The 18229-nt window shown below is 59.8% G+C and carries 20 protein-coding genes; 13 read left to right on the top strand and 7 right to left on the bottom strand.

What is annotated here, in order from left to right:
* The first annotated feature begins 1 nt into the window (after window position 1).
* On the top strand, window positions 2-448 hold the full coding sequence (gene nrdR, locus QLQ16_RS06090) for a transcriptional regulator NrdR (RefSeq protein ID WP_283223799.1): 447 nt from the start codon (window positions 2-4) through the stop codon (window positions 446-448).
* A gap of 5 nt (window positions 449-453) precedes the next feature.
* On the opposite strand, the gene QLQ16_RS06085 is transcribed toward nrdR, so the two are convergent.
* Window positions 454-1089: a GspH/FimT family pseudopilin gene (locus QLQ16_RS06085; RefSeq protein ID WP_283223798.1), complete on the bottom strand. Its 636-nt coding sequence runs from the start codon at window positions 1087-1089 to the stop codon at window positions 454-456.
* Window positions 1090-1122: 33 nt separating this feature from the next.
* On the opposite strand from QLQ16_RS06085, the gene QLQ16_RS06080 reads away from it, so the two are divergent.
* From QLQ16_RS06080 to QLQ16_RS06055, 6 genes are all read left to right on the top strand, one after another.
* Window positions 1123-1578 carry a type IV pilin protein gene (locus tag QLQ16_RS06080; RefSeq protein WP_283223797.1) on the top strand — a complete coding sequence of 152 codons (456 nt, stop codon included), beginning with the start codon at window positions 1123-1125 and terminating at the stop codon, window positions 1576-1578.
* A 50-nt stretch (window positions 1579-1628) separates the two neighbouring features.
* Window positions 1629-2225: a PilW family protein gene (locus QLQ16_RS06075; RefSeq protein WP_283223796.1), complete on the top strand. Its 597-nt coding sequence runs from the start codon at window positions 1629-1631 to the stop codon at window positions 2223-2225.
* Window positions 2222-3433: a hypothetical protein gene (locus tag QLQ16_RS06070; RefSeq protein ID WP_283223795.1), complete on the top strand. Its 1212-nt coding sequence runs from the start codon at window positions 2222-2224 to the stop codon at window positions 3431-3433. Before QLQ16_RS06075 ends, QLQ16_RS06070 begins: the two co-directional genes overlap by 4 nt.
* A complete protein-coding gene (locus QLQ16_RS06065; RefSeq protein ID WP_283223794.1) occupies window positions 3430-3849 on the top strand; it encodes a type IV pilus modification PilV family protein in 420 nt (139 codons plus the stop codon). Before QLQ16_RS06070 ends, QLQ16_RS06065 begins: the two co-directional genes overlap by 4 nt.
* 62 nt (window positions 3850-3911) lie before the next feature.
* A complete protein-coding gene (gene ribD / locus QLQ16_RS06060) occupies window positions 3912-5015 on the top strand; it encodes a bifunctional diaminohydroxyphosphoribosylaminopyrimidine deaminase/5-amino-6-(5-phosphoribosylamino)uracil reductase RibD (RefSeq protein WP_283223793.1) in 1104 nt (367 codons plus the stop codon).
* Window positions 5016-5083: 68 nt separating this feature from the next.
* Complete coding sequence (locus QLQ16_RS06055) at window positions 5084-6619, top strand: class I adenylate-forming enzyme family protein (protein WP_283223792.1); 1536 nt, start codon at window positions 5084-5086, stop codon at window positions 6617-6619.
* 37 nt (window positions 6620-6656) lie between these two features.
* On the opposite strand, the gene rpiA is transcribed toward QLQ16_RS06055, so the two are convergent.
* Entirely contained in the window at window positions 6657-7328 is a 672-nt protein-coding gene (gene rpiA, locus QLQ16_RS06050; protein WP_283223791.1) for a ribose-5-phosphate isomerase RpiA, read from the bottom strand.
* Between the two features lie 92 nt (window positions 7329-7420).
* On the opposite strand from rpiA, the gene QLQ16_RS06045 reads away from it, so the two are divergent.
* On the top strand, window positions 7421-8464 hold the full coding sequence (locus tag QLQ16_RS06045) for a quinone-dependent dihydroorotate dehydrogenase (protein WP_283223790.1): 1044 nt from the start codon (window positions 7421-7423) through the stop codon (window positions 8462-8464).
* A gap of 39 nt (window positions 8465-8503) precedes the next feature.
* Here the strand turns inward: QLQ16_RS06045 and QLQ16_RS06040 are convergent, their stop codons facing one another.
* The gene (locus QLQ16_RS06040) at window positions 8504-9322 is read right to left on the bottom strand and encodes an acyl-CoA thioesterase (protein WP_283223789.1); all 819 of its coding nucleotides are present in this window, start codon (window positions 9320-9322) and stop codon (window positions 8504-8506) included.
* 49 nt (window positions 9323-9371) lie between these two features.
* On the bottom strand, window positions 9372-10481 hold the full coding sequence (locus QLQ16_RS06035) for an NAD(P)/FAD-dependent oxidoreductase (protein ID WP_283223877.1): 1110 nt from the start codon (window positions 10479-10481) through the stop codon (window positions 9372-9374).
* Window positions 10482-10621: 140 nt separating this feature from the next.
* Between QLQ16_RS06035 and QLQ16_RS06030 the strand changes: the two genes are divergently transcribed.
* Complete coding sequence (locus QLQ16_RS06030; RefSeq protein WP_283223788.1) at window positions 10622-11383, top strand: SDR family NAD(P)-dependent oxidoreductase; 762 nt, start codon at window positions 10622-10624, stop codon at window positions 11381-11383.
* A 76-nt stretch (window positions 11384-11459) separates the two neighbouring features.
* On the opposite strand, the gene QLQ16_RS06025 is transcribed toward QLQ16_RS06030, so the two are convergent.
* The gene (locus tag QLQ16_RS06025) at window positions 11460-12362 is read right to left on the bottom strand and encodes an oxygenase MpaB family protein (RefSeq protein ID WP_283223787.1); all 903 of its coding nucleotides are present in this window, start codon (window positions 12360-12362) and stop codon (window positions 11460-11462) included.
* 176 nt (window positions 12363-12538) lie between these two features.
* Between QLQ16_RS06025 and QLQ16_RS06020 the strand changes: the two genes are divergently transcribed.
* Together QLQ16_RS06020 and QLQ16_RS06015 are read left to right on the top strand one after the other, a co-directional pair.
* Window positions 12539-13867 (top strand): DASH family cryptochrome, encoded by a 1329-nt coding sequence (locus QLQ16_RS06020; RefSeq protein WP_283223786.1) that lies wholly within the window; start codon window positions 12539-12541, stop codon window positions 13865-13867.
* A 113-nt stretch (window positions 13868-13980) separates the two neighbouring features.
* Window positions 13981-14580, top strand: a complete 600-nt coding sequence (locus QLQ16_RS06015; protein WP_283223785.1) for an SOUL family heme-binding protein — start codon at window positions 13981-13983, stop codon at window positions 14578-14580.
* Window positions 14581-14681: 101 nt separating this feature from the next.
* Here the strand turns inward: QLQ16_RS06015 and QLQ16_RS06010 are convergent, their stop codons facing one another.
* Window positions 14682-15263 (bottom strand): superoxide dismutase, encoded by a 582-nt coding sequence (locus QLQ16_RS06010; protein ID WP_283223784.1) that lies wholly within the window; start codon window positions 15261-15263, stop codon window positions 14682-14684.
* 198 nt (window positions 15264-15461) lie between these two features.
* On the bottom strand, window positions 15462-16817 hold the full coding sequence (gene xseA, locus QLQ16_RS06005) for an exodeoxyribonuclease VII large subunit (RefSeq protein WP_283223783.1): 1356 nt from the start codon (window positions 16815-16817) through the stop codon (window positions 15462-15464).
* Between the two features lie 357 nt (window positions 16818-17174).
* Here xseA and QLQ16_RS06000 point away from each other — a divergent pair, with 357 nt between their 5' ends.
* On the top strand, window positions 17175-17792 hold the full coding sequence (locus QLQ16_RS06000) for a MotA/TolQ/ExbB proton channel family protein (protein ID WP_283223782.1): 618 nt from the start codon (window positions 17175-17177) through the stop codon (window positions 17790-17792).
* 11 nt (window positions 17793-17803) lie between these two features.
* Window positions 17804-18226, top strand: a complete 423-nt coding sequence (locus tag QLQ16_RS05995) for an ExbD/TolR family protein (protein ID WP_283223781.1) — start codon at window positions 17804-17806, stop codon at window positions 18224-18226.
* Window positions 18227-18229: the final 3 nt, after the last annotated feature.

Genomic DNA, 18229 nt, shown 5'->3' with positions numbered 1-18229 from the left:
GATGAAATGCCCCTTCTGCGGTCACCTCGAAACCCAAGTGGTTGAAACACGGTTGGCCGAAGACGGGGGCTTCATCCGGCGTCGCCGCCAGTGCGGCGCCTGTGAAAAGCGCTTCACGACCTACGAGAAACCTGAAGTCACCTTCCCGGCCATCGTCAAAAAAGACGGTCGGCGCATCGAATACCAACGCGACAAACTGCGCGCCAGCCTGAACTTGGCCCTGCGCAAGCGCCCAGTCAGCACCGAACAGGTGGATGGGGCCATCGAACGCATCGAAGAAAAACTGCTGGCCCTGCCCAGCCGCGAAGTCGCCTCCAACCGCATAGGCGAGTTGGTCATGCGCGAATTGAAAAAGCTCGACAAAGTGGCCTATGTGCGCTTTGCCAGCGTGTATCGCAGCTTTGAAGACATCGACGACTTCAAGACCCTGGTGGACGAAGTTCGCTGATCCGTTCAGCACGTTTGAGGCGTATAAGTCTCGACACGAGGCCTGCCCAGCGGATTGACCACCACTTGCCAACCCTTGGGTGATGCCGGCAAACAAAAGCGCCACGTGCCCGCCATGAATCCGCCATTGACCGTCTGGCTGCGCCCCAGAGCTCCATAAGAAAAATAGGCTTCAGCGGTGTTGCTGACATTCAGGCGTGCAGCGCTCCACAACGCTTGCTTGACCTCCAGCAAGGGCTCATCAGGCTCTCTTCGGGCATTGCCATTGGCATCCACAAACACGAGCCAACCTTGCTGCCAGTTGTCCGACGCGTCGCACTCGACATCGCTAGCACGGGGGCACAGCGTCACGGTTTGTTGCCTTCGCAAAGCTTCAGAGCGCGCCAAAGACATGCTGTTGAAAAAGCTTTCAGCCAAGGACTGCAACCGATGCTGCTGTCGCAAAGAGGCCAGTGATGGCGCGGCCAATGACACCAACACAGCCACAACAGCGAGCACCACCAGCACTTCCAAAAAGCTAAAGCCACGGTGTCGAACGAATGGCGATTTTTTCTTTTTAAACACATTGTTCCTCCCGCAGGAAAGATTAATGCACTGCCCACTACTTGCCAAGACCTGTACAAGGGATGACAGGCCATTCACAATGCGTAAAAAAGATTCAGGGAGGAGGCCCGCATGCGCCGTGCAGGAATGGACGCGTCAACGCCACGACTGGCCCGAGGTTGGACGCTGAGCGAGTTGCTCATCAGCTTGTCACTCATGAGTGTCTTGGCGGCAGTGGCAGTGCCGACTTACCAACAACAGCAACGACAAACCAGACGCAGTGATGCGCAGGTGGCACTGCAGCAACTGCAATTTGAACAAAGCCAGTGGCGCAGCACGCATGAAACTTATGCGCCGTCATTGGCTGACTTAGGACGCGCCCACAACCTCTCTGCGCAAGGGCATTACCAAATCCGCATCAGCCAATCGAGCGCCCAAAGCTACACCCTGGAGGCGCACGCCCAAGGTGGTCAAGCCCATGATCAATCCTGCAGCCCCATGCGTTTGACATGGCAAGACAGTGGCACAGTCATCCTGAGCGCGGGGATCCATCCCAGCAGTGATCCAGACCGTTGCTGGCGGCAATGAAGATGAAAAAATCCCCCCAGCAAAGCGGTGAAACGCTCATGGGCCTGTTGGTGGGCCTGGCCATCGGGCTTACCGTCTTGGCCGCGGGCACCCTGATGCTGGCGCAGCTGATGCAAGGACATCGTCGCAATCTGCAAACCAGCCACCTGCAACAAGATCTCAGGGTGGCCATGGACTGGATGGCGCGTGAACTGAGACACGCCCAATATTCCGCAAAAGCTTGGCAGACCCGCTCGCCCACCCGCTGCATCGATCCTTTTTGCGATGACTCAAAAGACTCCGATGGCTACGAAGACTTCAGTATTTTGAAAGACTGGATCGATTTCTCCTTCGACAGGAACCACAACGGGGAAAAAGACGACAATGAATGCACGGGGTTTCGATTGGCCGACAACGCCGTCATGGTCAAACGATCATGCAAGGACGGTGGTCAATGGCAACCAATGACCAGCCCCCAGAACATCGTCATCACAGACATGCATTGGGAACTGTTGTGCACCTTGACCCAAGGCTGGTTTCACCGATCGGTTCGCCTCTCGGTCTCCGGACACTGGCCAGGAAACGCATCTCAAAAAATCAGCTTGGAGCAGACGATCGAACTTCGAAACGATCTGCCTGCTGTGGTCCAAGAAAAGTTTTGCACATGAAGCCTACTTTGATGCGTGCACAAACTTCAGGCGCTATCACCTTGTTGATGGCCACTGGCTTGGTCTTTCTGGCCGCATTGGCCACTCTTTACAGCAGCCGCAGCGTTTTGATGGACAAGTTGGCAGGCCACAACCATTTGGAGGCACAGCGCTCGCAGATGGCCGCGCAATCTGCCTTGGCTTGGGCGCAATCGGACATCGCGATGCGCTCGCCGCAATGGTTGCAAGTCTTCGCAAGTCCTGCCAACTGCCCCGCGGACAGCAGGACACCTCATTGGCAATGTGTGGGGTTGCAAACGCCGTCACACCCTGAAATGCCAGACCATCTGAACACAGTCACCTTGGTGCGTGATCTGATCATGTCGCCGCATGTTGTCCAAATCAGAGCACGAACTTCGTCCATCTCAAGCAAAAGCCAAGCCTCGGTCCGCGAAAGTTTGTTCATCCCTGTCATCTCGCCAGCACCTGACAATGCCCCCAATGCAGGACTGATCATCAATGGCTGTCTGAGTGAGGCAACTGGTGCCAATATCCAAGTGTGTCCATTGACCTCCAGCAAGGGGAAAATTTGCGTCGACAATGCCGTTGCATCTGCCATCCAAAGCCATTACGTGGTGGATACCAACCGCAACGGCAGCATCTCCACCTCAGAAAAAACCGCCTGCATGGCCTTGAGCAGCCAGAGTTTGCCGGGCGGCGGCAGCCGAAGCGGCCCTAACTCTGCAAGCTCTCGCACGCCCTGCAACAAAGCGGCTTGGCGCAGCGTATTGGGCGACATCAGCGCGCAACAACTGCAAGCATGGTCTGCCGCCCAAGAAGCCAACGGCCTGTCAGCTTGGAGCACCCCGCAGCGCACGGTTTACTGGATCGACAGCCCCGCCGATTGGACCTGGAGTGTCGGCTCGGCCGAAGTGCCAGCGGTCTTGATCTTTTCGAGTCAGGCCTGCGCGGTGCGCTGTCCTCGCATCAGCGCCAATGCACACATCCACGGCAGCGTGATCCTGGATGCGGGGTGCGACGATGAAAAAATGCGCGGCTGGAAAGGTGGCTGGATTGAAGGTCAACTGGTGGTGGAAGGTGGCATCCCCGAGTGGCAATCGGGCATTGTTTGGGCACGTCATTACGGGCGCGATGCCTACATCCTGAACTGGCCCGATGGCATCGACACCTCCAGGGTTCAACGCATCAATGGAAGTTGGTCTGAATGAGCCATCACACCCGATCGGAAGCAGGCATGGCTTTGATCGAGGCCTTGATGGCCTCAGCCGTCCTGGGCATCGGCATGCTGGGCGCCATCCAGCTGGCACTGACGGCGTTTCAAGCATCTCAAGACAGCCGCCAACGCGCAGTGGCCCAAATGCTCGCTCAAGAGGCCATGGACTGCGCAACGGTCAACCGAGGGGCATGCACTTTGCCAACGGTTGTGAACACAGCGTCGACGCGCTTCACCCGTCAGATCAGCACCACGCCACGCGGCAGCGGCGACCTCTTCGATGTGAAAGTCACTGTGTCTTGGCCATCCACATGGGCAGCCAAGACAACATCAGGCACTTCTGAAGTGGCCATGGATTGGCACAGCAGTTATGCTCAAGTCCCGACTTGGGTTGGCGTATCCTTGCCCTGAACTGTTGCTTATTCACCGTGACTTCTACCGATCTGATCTTCGACCCTGTAACCCAGCCCCCCATGCATCGTGCACTGGCATTGGCGCAGCAAGCTTTGTGGCTGACCTCGCCCAACCCCCGTGTGGGCTGCGTCATCACCGCGCCCGACGGCACCGTGCTGGGCGAAGGCCACACCCAACGCGCAGGCGGGCCGCATGCCGAGGTGATGGCCTTGCGTGATGCCGCTGCGCGCGGCCACAGCGTGCAAGGCGCTACCGCCTGGGTCACGCTGGAGCCTTGTGCACACCAAGGCCGCACGGGGCCCTGTTGCGAAGCGCTGGCCGCTGCGGGCATCGGGCGCGTGGTCGCGGCGATCACCGACCCCAACCCCCAAGTGGCCGGTCAAGGCATGGCGCGATTGGCTGCAGCTGGCGTGCAAACCGAAACGCTGGATTCGCGCAGTGACGAAGCCCAACAAGCCCGCGAGCTGAACGTCGGATTTTTCAGCCGCATGGAACGTGGACTGCCCTGGGTGCGCATGAAAATCGCCGCCTCACTGGACGGCCAGACCTCGCTGCAAAACGGCCAAAGCCAGTGGATCACCAGCGAAGCCGCACGCACCGACGGCCATGCTTGGCGGGCGCGTGCCTGCGCGGTGCTCACCGGCATTGGCACGGTGCTGGAGGACAACCCGCGTCTGGACGTTCGGGGCCACAACACCCCTCGCCAGCCGCATTTGGTGATTGTGGACAGCCGCCTGGAAACCCCCTTGGACGCGCGTCTGTTCGACACGCTCAGGACAGGCGATCAAGCTCGGCAGATCTGGATTTACAACGCCGCCAAAGGTCTTGAAGCAAAACGTGCGGCCTTGCAACAACAAGGCGCCACCGTGATCGACATGCCCGGCCCTGGCGGCAAGGTCGATTTGGCCGCCATGCTGCGCGACTTGGCCCAGCGGGAAATCAACGAGTTGCATGTCGAAGCCGGTCACAAGCTCAACGGCTCTTTGATCCGCGAAGGCTTGGTGGACGAATGGTTGGTGTATTTGGCCCCTCAACTGCTGGGACCGGGGCAAGGCATGGCCAATTTGCCGGCCCTGACGGACTTGAACGGTGCCGTGAAATTGGCCTTCCACTCCGTAGCGCAGATCGGGTCGGATGTGCGATTGCTGCTGCGCCGCAGCTAGACGTCCACGGGACAGACCCGAGCCGCCTGCCACCATCACAATCAAGGTCTTATTGCCGGAGCCCTGAATTGAACCTCGCCCATTTGCTGCAACGCCAAGCCCGCATGGACGCCCTGCGGCCTGCCATCTTGCATGGCACCGAAGTGGTGGCCACCTACGGCCAGTGGGCTGAGCGCTGCGCCCACCTGGCGGTGCAGTTTCGAACGGCAGGCTTTCAGCCGGGTGACCGCGTGGCCCTGTTCATGCGCAACCATGTGCGTTACCTCGAAATCGTCTTTGGCGCCTGGTGGGCCGGTTTGGCGGTGGTGCCCATCAACGCCAAACTGCATGTGCGCGAAGCGCAATGGATCATCGACAACGCCCAGGCCCGCTGGGCCTTTGTGACGGCCGACATCACCAGCGAGGCTGGTGAAAACCTCACCGGCTTGGAGCACGTGATCGACGTGGACAGCGACGAAGCCAATGACTTGTGGCAACTGCCTGCAAGCCAGCAAGACACCCCCATCACCGACCGCGGAGCCGATGACTTGGCCTGGTTGTTCTACACCAGCGGCACCACCGGCCGCCCCAAAGGCGTGATGATCACGCACCGCAACCTGATGACCATGGGGCTGGGTTATTTCTGCGATGTGGATACGATTGATGCGCACGACACCATCGCCTACGCCGCGCCCATGTCGCACGGCGCAGGCATTTACGCCATTCCGCACCTGATGGCCGGCGCTCGGCACATGGTGCCGCCGTCGGGCGGTTTTGATCCTGCCGAGCTCTTTAACTTGGGCCAGCAAGTCGGGCCGCTGACCATGTTTGCCGCGCCCACCATCGTCAAAAGACTGGTCGACCATGCCCAGGCCCAAGGGCTGTCAGAGCATGCTTGCGGCCAATCCTTCAAGACCGTGGCCTATGGGGGCGCGCCCATGTACGCGGCCGACATCCAACGGGCTCTGCGCATCATGGGGCCGCGCTTTGTGCAAATTTACGGCCAAGGCGAAAGCCCCATGGTGGGTACAGCCTTGTCGCGGCACCACCTGCAAGACACGGCGCATCCACGCCACTTGCAACGGCTGGCGTCCATAGGCGTGGCGCAAACCCCAGTGAACATCCGAGTGACCGATGCGCAAGGCCGAGACTTGCCCCTGGGCGAGGTGGGCGAAGTGCTGATCCAGGGCGACAGCGTGATGGCCGGCTACTGGCGCAACCCCGAGGCCACGGCCCAAGCCATTCAAAACGGCTGGCTCTTCACCGGCGACATGGGTTGCCTGGACGCCGACGGCTTTTTGACCTTGAAAGACCGCAGCAAAGACATGATCATCAGCGGCGGCTCCAACATCTACCCCCGCGAGATCGAAGAAGTGCTGCTGCATGCCCCCGGTGTGGCCGAAGTGGCGGTGGTCGGTGCACCGGACCCTGAATGGGGCGAGGTGGTGGTGGCTTTTGTGGTGCCACAAGCGGGGCACAACCTTGACACCGCCGCGCTGGACGCGCTGTGCCTGCAAGAAATCGCCCGCTTCAAGCGACCCAAACGCTATGTCTTGTTGGACGCTCTTCCCAAGAACAACTACGGCAAGGTGCTCAAGACCGAGCTGCGACGGCAGCTGGCCTGAGAGGGTCTTTCAAGGACCATGTCGGGGCTGCAACCCTTCAAAAATTCAAGGTCTTTACACCTTGAGACGTCCCCAGCAAACACACCTGCGCTTTTTGCCATGCAAAAACGCCCACCGTCACCACGCCGGGCCACTGGCTGACTTCGGTCTCGAAGGCCACGGGGTCGGTGATCTTCAGGCCTTTGACGTCGACGATGTGTTGGCCGTTGTCGGTCACCAGCGCTTGCCCGTCTTTCATGCGTACCACCGCACGCCCGCCCATGGCCGCGAATTGGCGCATCACACGGGCCGTGGCCATAGGGATGACTTCCACGGGCAAGGGAAAGGCGCCCAGGGCGTCCACCAGCTTGCTCTCGTCAGCGATGCAGACAAACTGCTTGCTTTGGGCTGCCACGATTTTTTCGCGGGTGAGCGCGGCACCGCCGCCCTTGACCATGTGCCCCTGGTGGTCGATCTCGTCCGCGCCGTCGATGTAGACCGACAGGCTCTCGACCTCGTTGCTGTCGAACACCGGAATGCCCAAGGCCTTCAATCGCACGGTCGACGCTTCGGAACTGGAAACCGCCCCTTTGATCTGGTCCTTCATCGTGGCCAGCGCGTCGATGAATTTGTTGACCGTAGAGCCGGTGCCCACACCGACGATCTCGCCGGGAACAACGTATTTCAGGGCCGCTTGGCCCACCAGGGCTTTGAGTTCGTCTTGGGTCATGGGGTCAGATCTGAATGGAAAAGGGAACGTGGGCGGAGGTTTGAGACAATGGGACCCATGTCTTCAAAGCCTTCGATGACCGGAATTATCCAATGTCCCTGATCCCTTACGCCCTCGCCCGCTCCTTTTTGTTCAAGATGGACCCCGAAGAGGCCCACGAACTGACCATCGAGGGTCTGGCCCGCACCCAGAACACACCGCTGGACCGCGTCTACCGCCAGCCCTTTGTGGCCCAGCCCATCACGCTGGCCGGTTTGCAATTCCCCAACCGCGTGGGCCTGGCCGCTGGCCTCGATAAAAACGCCCGCTGTATCGACGGCCTGGGCGCCATGGGCTTTGGCTTTGTCGAAGTCGGCACTGTCACCCCCAAGGCGCAGCCGGGCAATCCCAAGCCCCGCATGTTCCGCCTGCCTGAAGCCAATGCGCTGATCAACCGTCTGGGCTTCAACAACGATGGGCTGGATGCCTTCATCGCCAACGTCAAACGTTCCAAGTTCCGCCAGCAAGGCCGACTGCTGGGCTTGAACATCGGCAAAAACGCCGCCACGCCCATTGAAAACGCCACTGACGATTACCTGATTGCGCTGGCGGGCGTGTACCCGCATGCCGACTATGTGACGGTGAACATCTCCAGCCCCAACACCAAGAACCTGCGTGCGCTGCAAAGCGATGAAGCGCTGGATGGCCTGCTGGGTACCTTGGTCGCACGACGCGAAGAGCTGGCCGCAGAACATGGTCGCCGCGTGCCCATGTTCCTCAAAATCGCACCCGATCTGGACGAGATGCAAGTGAGCGTGATCGCCGCCACTTTGCAAAAACACGGCATGGACGGCGTGATCGCCACCAACACCACGCTGGCCCGCGGCGCAGTGACAGGGTTGCCGCATGCCGAAGAAACCGGTGGTCTTTCAGGGGCACCAGTTTTTGAGGGCAGCAACCGCGTGATCCGCCAGCTGCGTGCAGCTTTGGGCAAGGACTTCCCCATCATCGGTGTGGGCGGCATCCTCAGTGGCCACGACGCGATCGCCAAAATCGAAGCCGGTGCCGACGTGGTGCAGATCTACACGGGCCTGATCTACCAAGGCCCAGCGCTGGTCACGCAAGTGGCAAGCGCACTGCAGCAAATGAAGCGTTGAAGCAAAAAGCCCTGGGGCTACAGGCCAAGCCCCGTGCGCTCAGTCCTTGAAATACACCAGCTGGTGCGTGCTCGCCAGCAGTTGGCCTTCGGGACTCCAGAGTTCGCCCGTCTGGTCGAAATAGCCGTGGCGGTAATTCAGGGCTTTGGCCACGCCCAGCACGTGGCGCGTGCCCACCTGCGCAAGCAAGGCGCTGTCGGCGTGGAAATAGGTGGTGAGAGAGACCGTGCCAATCAAGGCGCGGCGGCGGCGCCGGACGAAGATGCGCGGGAAAAAGCTGTCGCTGATGGCTGCGAGCGAGGCGAAGTCCATCGGCCGCTCGGGTTCATCACGCACCCAAAGGGTGGAGCGCGAGTGGGTTTGCTCTTGTTCGTCGAAAGCCGAAGGAAAAGCGCCTTCGACAAAACGCATGTCGTAACGCTGTGGCCAAGCGGGCATGCCCTTCACGGGCATGCGGGGCATGGCTTCAGGTGCAGGCACATTGGCAGGCATCACGGCCTCCACATCCGACCAGGTCTCGCGCCGCACGGCAAACACCGCCGTAGCGGTGGCCACCACGCCATCGGCTTGGTGGGCTTCGATGATCCAGTGCTGGGTCGAGCGGTTGGTGCGCACAGGCCGCGCCACAAACCGGATGCGCCCATCGGCCACCGGGGCCGCAAAGTTGACCGTGAGCGCCACCGGCTCGCCCAGGCGCTCGGGGTGCAGCATGGCCGACTGCAGCAACTGCGCCGAGGTGGTGCCACCAAAAGGCCCGACCATGTTGGCGTAGGCCGGATGGGTCGCGCCTGTGAATTCGTGGGGTGCGTTGTGGACGGCACAGGCGTGCAGGTCAATGGCTTCGTCGAAAGGGTGCATGCGCGTGATGATAGGCGCGCCCAGACACACTGCACTGTCCCAAAAGCGATCAGGCCAGGCGTGCGCAAACCTCTTCGGCGATCGCCAACGAACTGGTCAAGCCTGGCGACTCGATGCCCAGCAGGTTCACCAGACCAGGCACGCCGTGCTCGGACGGGCCCTGGATCATGAAGTCAGCAGCCACCTCGTCAGGGGCATTGATCTTGGGGCGCATGCCCGCGTAACCGGCTTGCAAAGCCCCATCGGCCAAATCAGGCCAGTACTTGCGAACCTCGGCATAAAAAGCATCGCCCCGGCGCGGGTCCACTTGCAAGTCTGAAGGGTCATCAACCCATTGCACGTCTGGCCCAAATTTGGCCTGACCACCCAAATCAAGCGTCAGGTGCACGCCCAACCCGGCCGCTTCGGGCACGGGGTAAATCAGCCGCGAAAAGGGCGCCTTGCCCGCCAGCGTGAAATAGTTGCCTTTGGCGTAATGCGCGTGCGGCAGCAGGTTGTGATCCAACCCGTCCATACCCCGCGCCAACGCCACGGCGTTCAAGCCAGCGGCGTTGACCAGCACTTTGCAAGCCAACTCGGTACCGTCTTGTGTGGTCACGCGGATCGGGTGTGTGGCGGTGCCGTGCTGGAGTCCGATGTGCTGCACGGGCGAAACCAGCGCCAGCAAACCGCCTGCGTTCTCCATGTCACCTTGCAGGCTGAGCATCAGGCCGTGGCTGTCCACCACACCCGTGCTTGGCGAGAGCAACGCCGCTTCGCAGGCCAGTGCGGGCTCCAATGCTTTGGCCTGAGCAGCCGTGATTTTTTGCAAATCGTGAACACCGTTGGCTGCCGCCTTGGCCACGATGCTGTCCAGCGCCTGAACCTGCTCAGGGCGAGTGGCCACGATCAGCTTGCCCAGCCGCTGGTGAGCGACGCCGCGCTCGGCACAGTAGGCGTACAGCAGACCCTTGCCTTGTACGCACAGGCGCGCTTTGAGCGAGCCTGCAGGGTAATAAATACCCGCGTGGATGACCTCGCTGTTGCGCGAACTGGTGCCCGTGCCGATCGCGTTTTCGGATTCCAGCACCATGACCTCGTAGCCCGCCAGCGCCAGCGCCCGCCCCACAGCCAAGCCGACCACGCCGGCCCCGATCACAACCGCATCGATTTGTTCCACAGCCACCTCACACGTTCAGGGTATCCATCCGATTGTGGCCGATGACCCTGCAGGCCCATGCCAAGCGACTGACACCCGCAAGACAGACACTTGCAGCGCGCACGGGCAGACTGCCAAGCATTCAACAAGGAGACCTTTTCATGTCGCTGTTCAATCTCAAAGGCAAAGTCGCCATCGTCACCGGCTCCAGCCGAGGCATTGGCCGATCGATTGCGCACCAACTGGCCAAGCAAGGCGCCAAAGTGGTCGTTTCAAGCCGCAAACAAGACGCCTGTGAGGCCGTGGTCAAAGAGATCCAGGCCGCAGGCGGAGAAGCCATGGCGATTGCCGCCAGCATCTCCAGCAAAGAACAGCTGCAAAACCTGATCGAGCAGACCCGTGCGGCTTGGGGCTCGATCGACATTTTGGTGTGCAATGCGGCCACCAACCCCTATTACGGCCCCGCCACGGGCATGAGCGATGAGGTGTTCGACAAAGTCATGCGCAACAACGTGCTGTCCAACACCTGGCTGTGCAACATGGTCTACCCCGACATGAAAGCCCAAAAAGACGGCGCCATCGTGATCATCTCGTCGATTGGCGGTTTGCATGGCTCGGCCGTGATTGGCGCCTACAACATCTCCAAAGCCGCCGACATGCAACTGGCGCGCAATCTGGCCGTCGAATGGGGCCCCGACAACATCCGCGTGAACTGCGTGGCACCGGGCTTGATCAAGACCGACTTTGCCAAAGCCTTGCACGAAGACCCGGTCCTGAGCACGAAGTACAACAACGAGACCCCCCTGCGCCGCATGGGCGAGCCCGACGACATTGGCGGCGTGGCGGTGTTCTTGGCCAGCCCCGCAGGGCAGTACGTCACAGGACAAACCATCGTGGCCGATGGCGGGATGATGATTCGCTGACGCTGTGCGGAAGAACTCACCCCTGGCCCATCATCTGGGCCGGGGAGCTCCTGTGCGGCGCGACTGGCCGAACTTTTCAACTGCCCGTTTGTGCCTGCACACGTTTGCGGGCAATGGCGGATACACCTTGCTCGTTGAGCATCCACTGCACCGGTTCAGCCGACAGTTGCACCGCCAAACGGGTGGCATGCCACTGCACCTCGCAAGCAGGTGATTTGCCCATCAACGCCAACACCCAAGGCGGCATGAGATCAAAAGCGCATTGCAAGACCAGCGTCATCCAGGGTTTGTCGTGCAAAGCGGTGGGGTAGGTCTGAATGACATCCAAAATTTCTCGGGCACGCGCATCAAAACGGAGCACCTCCGCAAAACCCCTCAACTCGGATTGCGTGCGGGCATAGGTCACAGGCAAGTCCACTGCACCCAACAAATGCCCCACTTGGGTCATTTCTGAAATGTATTGGTCACACTCTCGCGGCGACAGCGGCTGCCTGGCCAAGTGTTGGTAGGCCCCCAAGAACGAAGCCACCTCAACCAAGTGCACCCACCGAATGAGCTCGGGCTCATTGGCCACGTAAGGCTGGCCCTGCAGGTCGATGCCACGAATGTTGGCGTGGATGGCATTGACCTGGCCAATGGCTTTCAGTGCCATTTCTTGACTGCCATAGGTGGTGGCCGCGACGAAATAGGCTGTCCGGCCCAAGCGAGCTTTGAGATGATGGCGAAAGTCAGAGTGATCCCACACCGCCGCCAGAGCACGCGGATGCAAGGACTGCACCATGAGCGAGGACAAGCCGCCCACCATCATGGCGGTGAAATGGGCGTGCACCCGCCAGGCCATGGACTGCGGGCCAAACAGACCCACATCGCCTGCAGGGCTGGCAAAGTCGTCCAGCGTCGCCTTGGAGCCCGTGATGGCACGTACACGCCCGCCGATCGCGTTGAACGCCAAGGTTTTGAGTGCATGCGCGAAAGTCATTGACGGTGATTTTTGCCGACAAATCTCTTGCAGCGGGGCCACCAGCCCTTCAGGTCAAATTTTCAACCCTCAATCTACGCAAACTCTACTCAAATGCCCAGTTTGAGCAGGAGGACATGGGTTTGAGGGAACATGTGCGCACCCCCTTCGGCAAGACCTTGCGAAACAAGTCCACTATGAAGCCTTCTCAAGCCAGTTCGGGCGTTGTTTTTTGGTTCAGAAACGACCTGAGACTGCACGACAACCCCGCCCTTCAACAAGCCATTGCGCTGGCTGTGCAGCGCCGCACTTGGCTGCTGCCGGTGTATGTGCACGACAACGCGCTGCAACTGACCAGCCCTTGGGGTTTTGTGCGCACAAGCGACCACCGCTTGGCCTGGACCGCGATGGCGGTCCAAGATGTGGCGCAGCAGTTGCTCGCGCTCGGTAGCCAATTGCTGCAACTGAGTGGCGAACCGATCGAGGTGTTGCGTGCGCTCATGACGCAACTGAACGCCAGCACACTGGTGTGCGAAGACATTGCGGCGCCCTATGAGCAAGCGCACATCCAAGGCTTGAAAAAGTGCGGACTCGATGTCCAAGCGGTTTGGCAATCCACCTTGATGGCGCCCGATCAATTGCCCTTTGCGCCGCACGATGTGCCCGATACGTTTTCTTCATTTCGGCGCGAAGTCGAGCGCCACCCGTTCACGCCGGCCAAACCCGTACCAAGGGTCCAAGCCATGCCCGCTCTGCCCGAGCAAGCATCCATCGAAGCACTGGCGGCGCTCTCTGTCGTCCCGAGCACCTGCGCCCCACTGAGTGACCCACGATCGGCGTTCCCTTGGTCACAAGCTGAGTTTCATGGTGGTGAGCGTTCGGCACTGGCCCACCTCGTGCAGTACTGCAGCCGTGGTTTGCCACACAGCTACAAAGCCACCCGCAATGGGCTTTACGGGTCCGACTACTCCACCAAGTGGTCACCTTGGTTGGCCACCGGAGCCTTGTCTGCGCGTCAGGCTTGGGCCGCTATCCAAGCCTTTGAGTCGCAGCAAGGCGCCACTGAAAGCACCTATTGGATCGGATTTGAGTTGCTCTGGCGTGACCACTTCAGATGGCTTCACCTCAAGCACGGTGAGCGCATGTATCGGCGGCGCGGCTTGTCGGACGCGCCAATCCAGCCACGCGAGAACAATGCCCGCGGCTTTGAGCGCTGGCGCACTGGCCAAACGGGCCATGCACTGATTGACGCGGGCATGCGCGAACTCAACGCCACAGGCTACACATCCAACCGCCTGCGGCAAAACTTGGCCAGTTACTTGATTCATGACCTGCGCTGCGACTGGCGTGCGGGTGCCGCTTGGTTTGAATCGCAACTGATTGACTTTGACGTTTACAACAACCAAGGCAATTGGCTGTACCTCAGCGGTCGAGGCACCGACCCCAGAGGCTCCAGGCGCTTCAATCCCGATAAGCAGGTACTGGACTATGACGCTGACGGCGCTTACCGTGAGCTCTGGCTTTAAACGCTGTTTTGACCACCCATCTTTCCTCAACTGCTGGAGCCATGGCCTTCATGCGCATGAACTCACACACCCTTCTCGCTTTGCTGCTTGGACTTTTAGGAACGGAAACGGCCATGGCCATTGAAGAACCGACTTACGACACGATCGTCTCGCAAGCGCCTTTTGAGCTGAGGCACTACGCGTCCACCCTGATCGCCCAAGCCGTGGTCAACGGCGACATGGACGCAGCGAGCAGCAAAGGCTTTCGCCTGATTGCCGATTACATCTTTGGCAACAACCTGGCAGCAGACACAGGGCAAGCAGCCAAAATTGCCATGACCGCACCCGTGACCATGGCGCCCCAGTCCGCCAAAATCGCGATGACGGCCCCTGTCACCATCGAGCCGCAGTCTGGCGACACCAGCCTTGCAGGAGCCCATACATGGCGCATCCATTTCGTGATGCCCCGCCGCTACACGATGGCCAACATCCCCAAGCCCAACAACAGTGCGGTGACCTTGCACGAACTGCCGCGCCAATACATGGTGGTGCACCGTTACTCGGGCTTCAACACCGTGGCACGGGTGCAGGAGAAAACCAAAGAGACATTGGCCTGGGCCAAGCAACAATCCCTCCAAGTGATCGGCACACCGCAACTGTCACGTTACGACCCCCCTTGGACATTGCCCCTGTTCAGGCGCAATGAAATCATGGTGGAAGTGGCCGCACCCTGAACACCCGCACGCCCACGGCGCATGAACGTTCCAAGCCTTGAAGAAGGCCCCAAAAACAAAAAGCCCGCACAGCGGGCTTTTTGACGTGAAGGAATCTTCGATCAGCCGAAGTTCTTCTCAGCAAACGACCAGTTCACCAAGTTGTTCAGGAAAGTCTCCACGAACTTGGGACGCATGTTGCGGTAGTCGATGTAGTAAGCGTGTTCCCACACATCGACGGTCAACAAAGCGGTGTCGCCTGTGGTCAAAGGGGTGCCAGCGGCGCCCATATTGACGATGTCCACCGAGCCGTCGGCTTTCTTCACAAGCCATGTCCAGCCCGAGCCGAAGTTGCCCACGGCGCTCTTGACGAAGGCTTCTTTGAACGCGGCGTAGCTGCCAAACTTGGCGTTGATGGCTGCAGCCAGTGCGCCTGTGGGCTCACCGCCGCCTTGGGGCTTCATGCAGTTCCAGAAGAAGGTGTGGTTCCAGATCTGGGCAGCGTTGTTGTACACGCCACCGCTGGACTTCTTGACGATTTCTTCGAGGCCCATGTTCTCGAATTCGGTGCCTTTTTGCAGGTTGTTCAGGTTCACGACGTAAGCGTTATGGTGCTTGCCGTGGTGGAACTCCAATGTTTCCTGGCTGTAGTGAGGGGCCAAAGCGTCGATCGCGTAAGGCAGTGCGGGCAAGGTGTGTTCCATGATGGGATCCTCTTGTTGTTGCGGTTGAAAACTTGTACCGGTGCATTTTAGGGGCATGGGCATCCCCCCTTGGTGTTGCGGGTCACTGAGGGGCATCCTCCCAGCGCGTTACACAGGGCCCGTGCCCCCAGCTTCATGGGGATCCGCCCGGAAATCAGCCATCGGCCCCTGACTCGGTTCAATGGGTGGCGATGCCCATCAACCCTTCACCAGCAAAGGCACTTCGCCATCGGCCAAGGTGGCCTGAACGCTCTGCCCAGGCTGAAATTGCGCAGCCTTGGTCAGCGCATGGCCGTTTTCATCGCTGAGCCAGGCATAACCACGGTCGAGCACGCGGTGCGGGTCCACCGAAGACAGGCGCAAAGCGGCGCGCTCCAGGCCTTGTGCACGTTGCGCAAGCTGCTGGCCTCGGTTGAATCCCAAACGGTCATGGAGCCGTTCCAACCGGTGAACGCCGCCTGTCAGCTGGCTTTGCACACCCGATTGCAAGCGACTGGCCAAACGATCGAGCCATTGGGCGTGTTGGCCCAGCACCGCTTGCGGGCGACTCAGCCGCGCAGCGACAGCGGCCAAGCGCTGACTCTGGCGGTCTTGCTGACGCGCCAAGCCCACACCCAAGCGCGTGGCCACACTGTCCAGACGCTGAGCGTGCCGGTCTTGCTGGCGCAACAAGCCGCGGTTCAGCCGGTTTTCCTGGTCCGACAGCGCTTGCAGTGCCACACCGCGGTCGGCAGCGGCCATCTCAGCGGCGGCGGTGGGGGTGGGGGCACGCACATCCGCCACAAAGTCGGCGATGGTGAAGTCGGTTTCATGGCCCACGCCACAAACCACAGGCACCGGACTTTGAGCAATGACCCGGGCCAGGTTTTCGTCGTTGAAGGACCACAGGTCCTCCATCGAGCCGCCGCCGCGCACCAGCAAGATCACATCCACCGGCGGCGCAAGGGGGTTGTCTTCGGCGGTCAGGGCGTACATGTTCTGCAAGGCTTGCACCAAAGTGGCGGCGGCCCCGGCACCTTGCACCAGGGCTGGCGCCATCAAGACCGGAATGTGGGGCACCCGTCGCTGCAAGGCGGTCATCACATCGTGCCAAGCGGCCGCGCCCAAGGAGGTCACCACCCCAATGGCACGAGGCTGTTCAGGCAATGCACGTTTGTGGATCGGATCGAACAAGCCTTCGGCTTCAAGCTTGGCTTTGAGGCGCAAGAACTGCTCGAACAAAGCGCCCTGCCCTGCGCGCTCCATGGATTCGACCACCAATTGCAAGTCGCCCCGGGCCTCGTAGACGCCCAGGCGGCCTCTGACTTCCACCAACTCGCCATCTCGCGGTGAAAAACCCATCAGGCTGGCGGCACGGCGGAACATGGCGCAACGGATTTGGCCGGTGTCATCCTTGATCGAGAAATAACAATGACCACTGGCTGCGCGTGAGAAGCCCGAAATTTCGCCGCGGACCGCGACAGGATTGAATTGAGCATCCAGACTGTCAGCCACGGCGCGGCACAGCGCAGAGACTGTCCACGCACGAGGCTTCAATTCGTCAAAATTGCTCATCAATGTCGATTTCATAGGGTTTAGAAGACCATTTTGATTGCCATGCGGCATCACTGCAAGGCTCAGTACTCCACAAGTCAGCTGCAGCGGCACTCAACGGCACACTTCGAACAGGACCACGCGCACCACCGCTCCAAGTCATTGATTTAATTGGTTATTTTTTGAAAATTCAGAGAAAACCCTGATAAACCACAGGAAACTCAAGTATTCAAACCTGTTCTCGCAGACAAGTTTTGCACAAAGTTATCCACAGAAAAAAGAGTCTTCAGGCCGAACTGCAGCCATGAACAATTCGACGGCCCCCTTCGTCCATAATCTCAAACGTTTGCGACCTTTGTCCATCAGGAAGGAATTGTTTTGTTGTCCATCATACAAGCCGCAGGTTGGCCCATCTGGCCTTTGATTCTGTGCTCCATCTTGGCCGTGGCATTGATCCTTGAGCGGCTTTTTCAGTTGCAAACCAACAAGGTCTTCCCCCCCAAGGTGATGGAGCAAGCCATGGAGGCCACACGGCGCGGTTTTCCAAGTGAGGAAAGCCTGCACCAGCTCGAGAGTGCCGGCCTTTTGGGGCCGGTGCTGGCCAGCGGATTGCGATGCCTTCAAAAAAATCCGCAAGCCAGCGATGAAGATGTGAAAACCAGCATGGAGATGTCTGGCCGCATCGCTGCGCATCACTTAGAGCGTTATTTGCCCACCTTGGGCACGATTGCCTCCGTGGCGCCACTGTTAGGTTTGCTGGGCACCGTGGTCGGCATGATTGAGATTTTTGGAGCATCCACACCCGCAGCCAACCAACCCGCTCAATTGGCGCATGGCATTTCCGTGGCCTTGTACAACACGGCATTCGGCTTGATTGTGGCCATTCCGACCTTGATGTTCTGGCGGTATTTCAGGGGCATTGCGGATCGCCACCTTCTGGCACTTGAAGTTTCAGCGGAGCGTTTTGCACGCCATGTGGTTCAACTTCGCAACTGAGAAAGTGCATTGTGAATTTCAAGAAAAATCGGCGAACCCCTGAGCCCGAAATCAACCTGATCCCTTTCATTGACGTGCTGTTGGTGGTGCTGATTTTCTTGATGTTGACCACCAGTTGGTCGCGACTGACCGAGATCAACCTCAACTTGCCGTCGGCGGATGCCCAAAAACAAACCGAACGCCCGAACCAAATCATTTTGAGCGTCACGGCCCAAGGCCAATACGCCATCAACAAATCCCCCGTAGGCGGCAGCTCGGTCAGTGCCTTGACGGCCTTGTTGATCCCCTTGGCCACCAAAGACGCCACTTTGGTGATCAGCGCTGACGCCATGGCCAGCCACCAATCGGTGGTCAATGCCATGGAAGCAGCGCGTCAAAGTGGTTTATCGCAAATCACTTTTGCAACCCAGTCCAGTGAGTCTTCGGGCCCCTAAGGC

The organism is Limnohabitans lacus (assembly GCF_030053395.1).
GTDB lineage: Bacteria > Pseudomonadota > Gammaproteobacteria > Burkholderiales > Burkholderiaceae_C > Limnohabitans_A > Limnohabitans_A lacus.
Note: the sequence above shows the minus strand (reverse complement) of the source record. Positions and strands in the feature narration are given on the sequence as shown.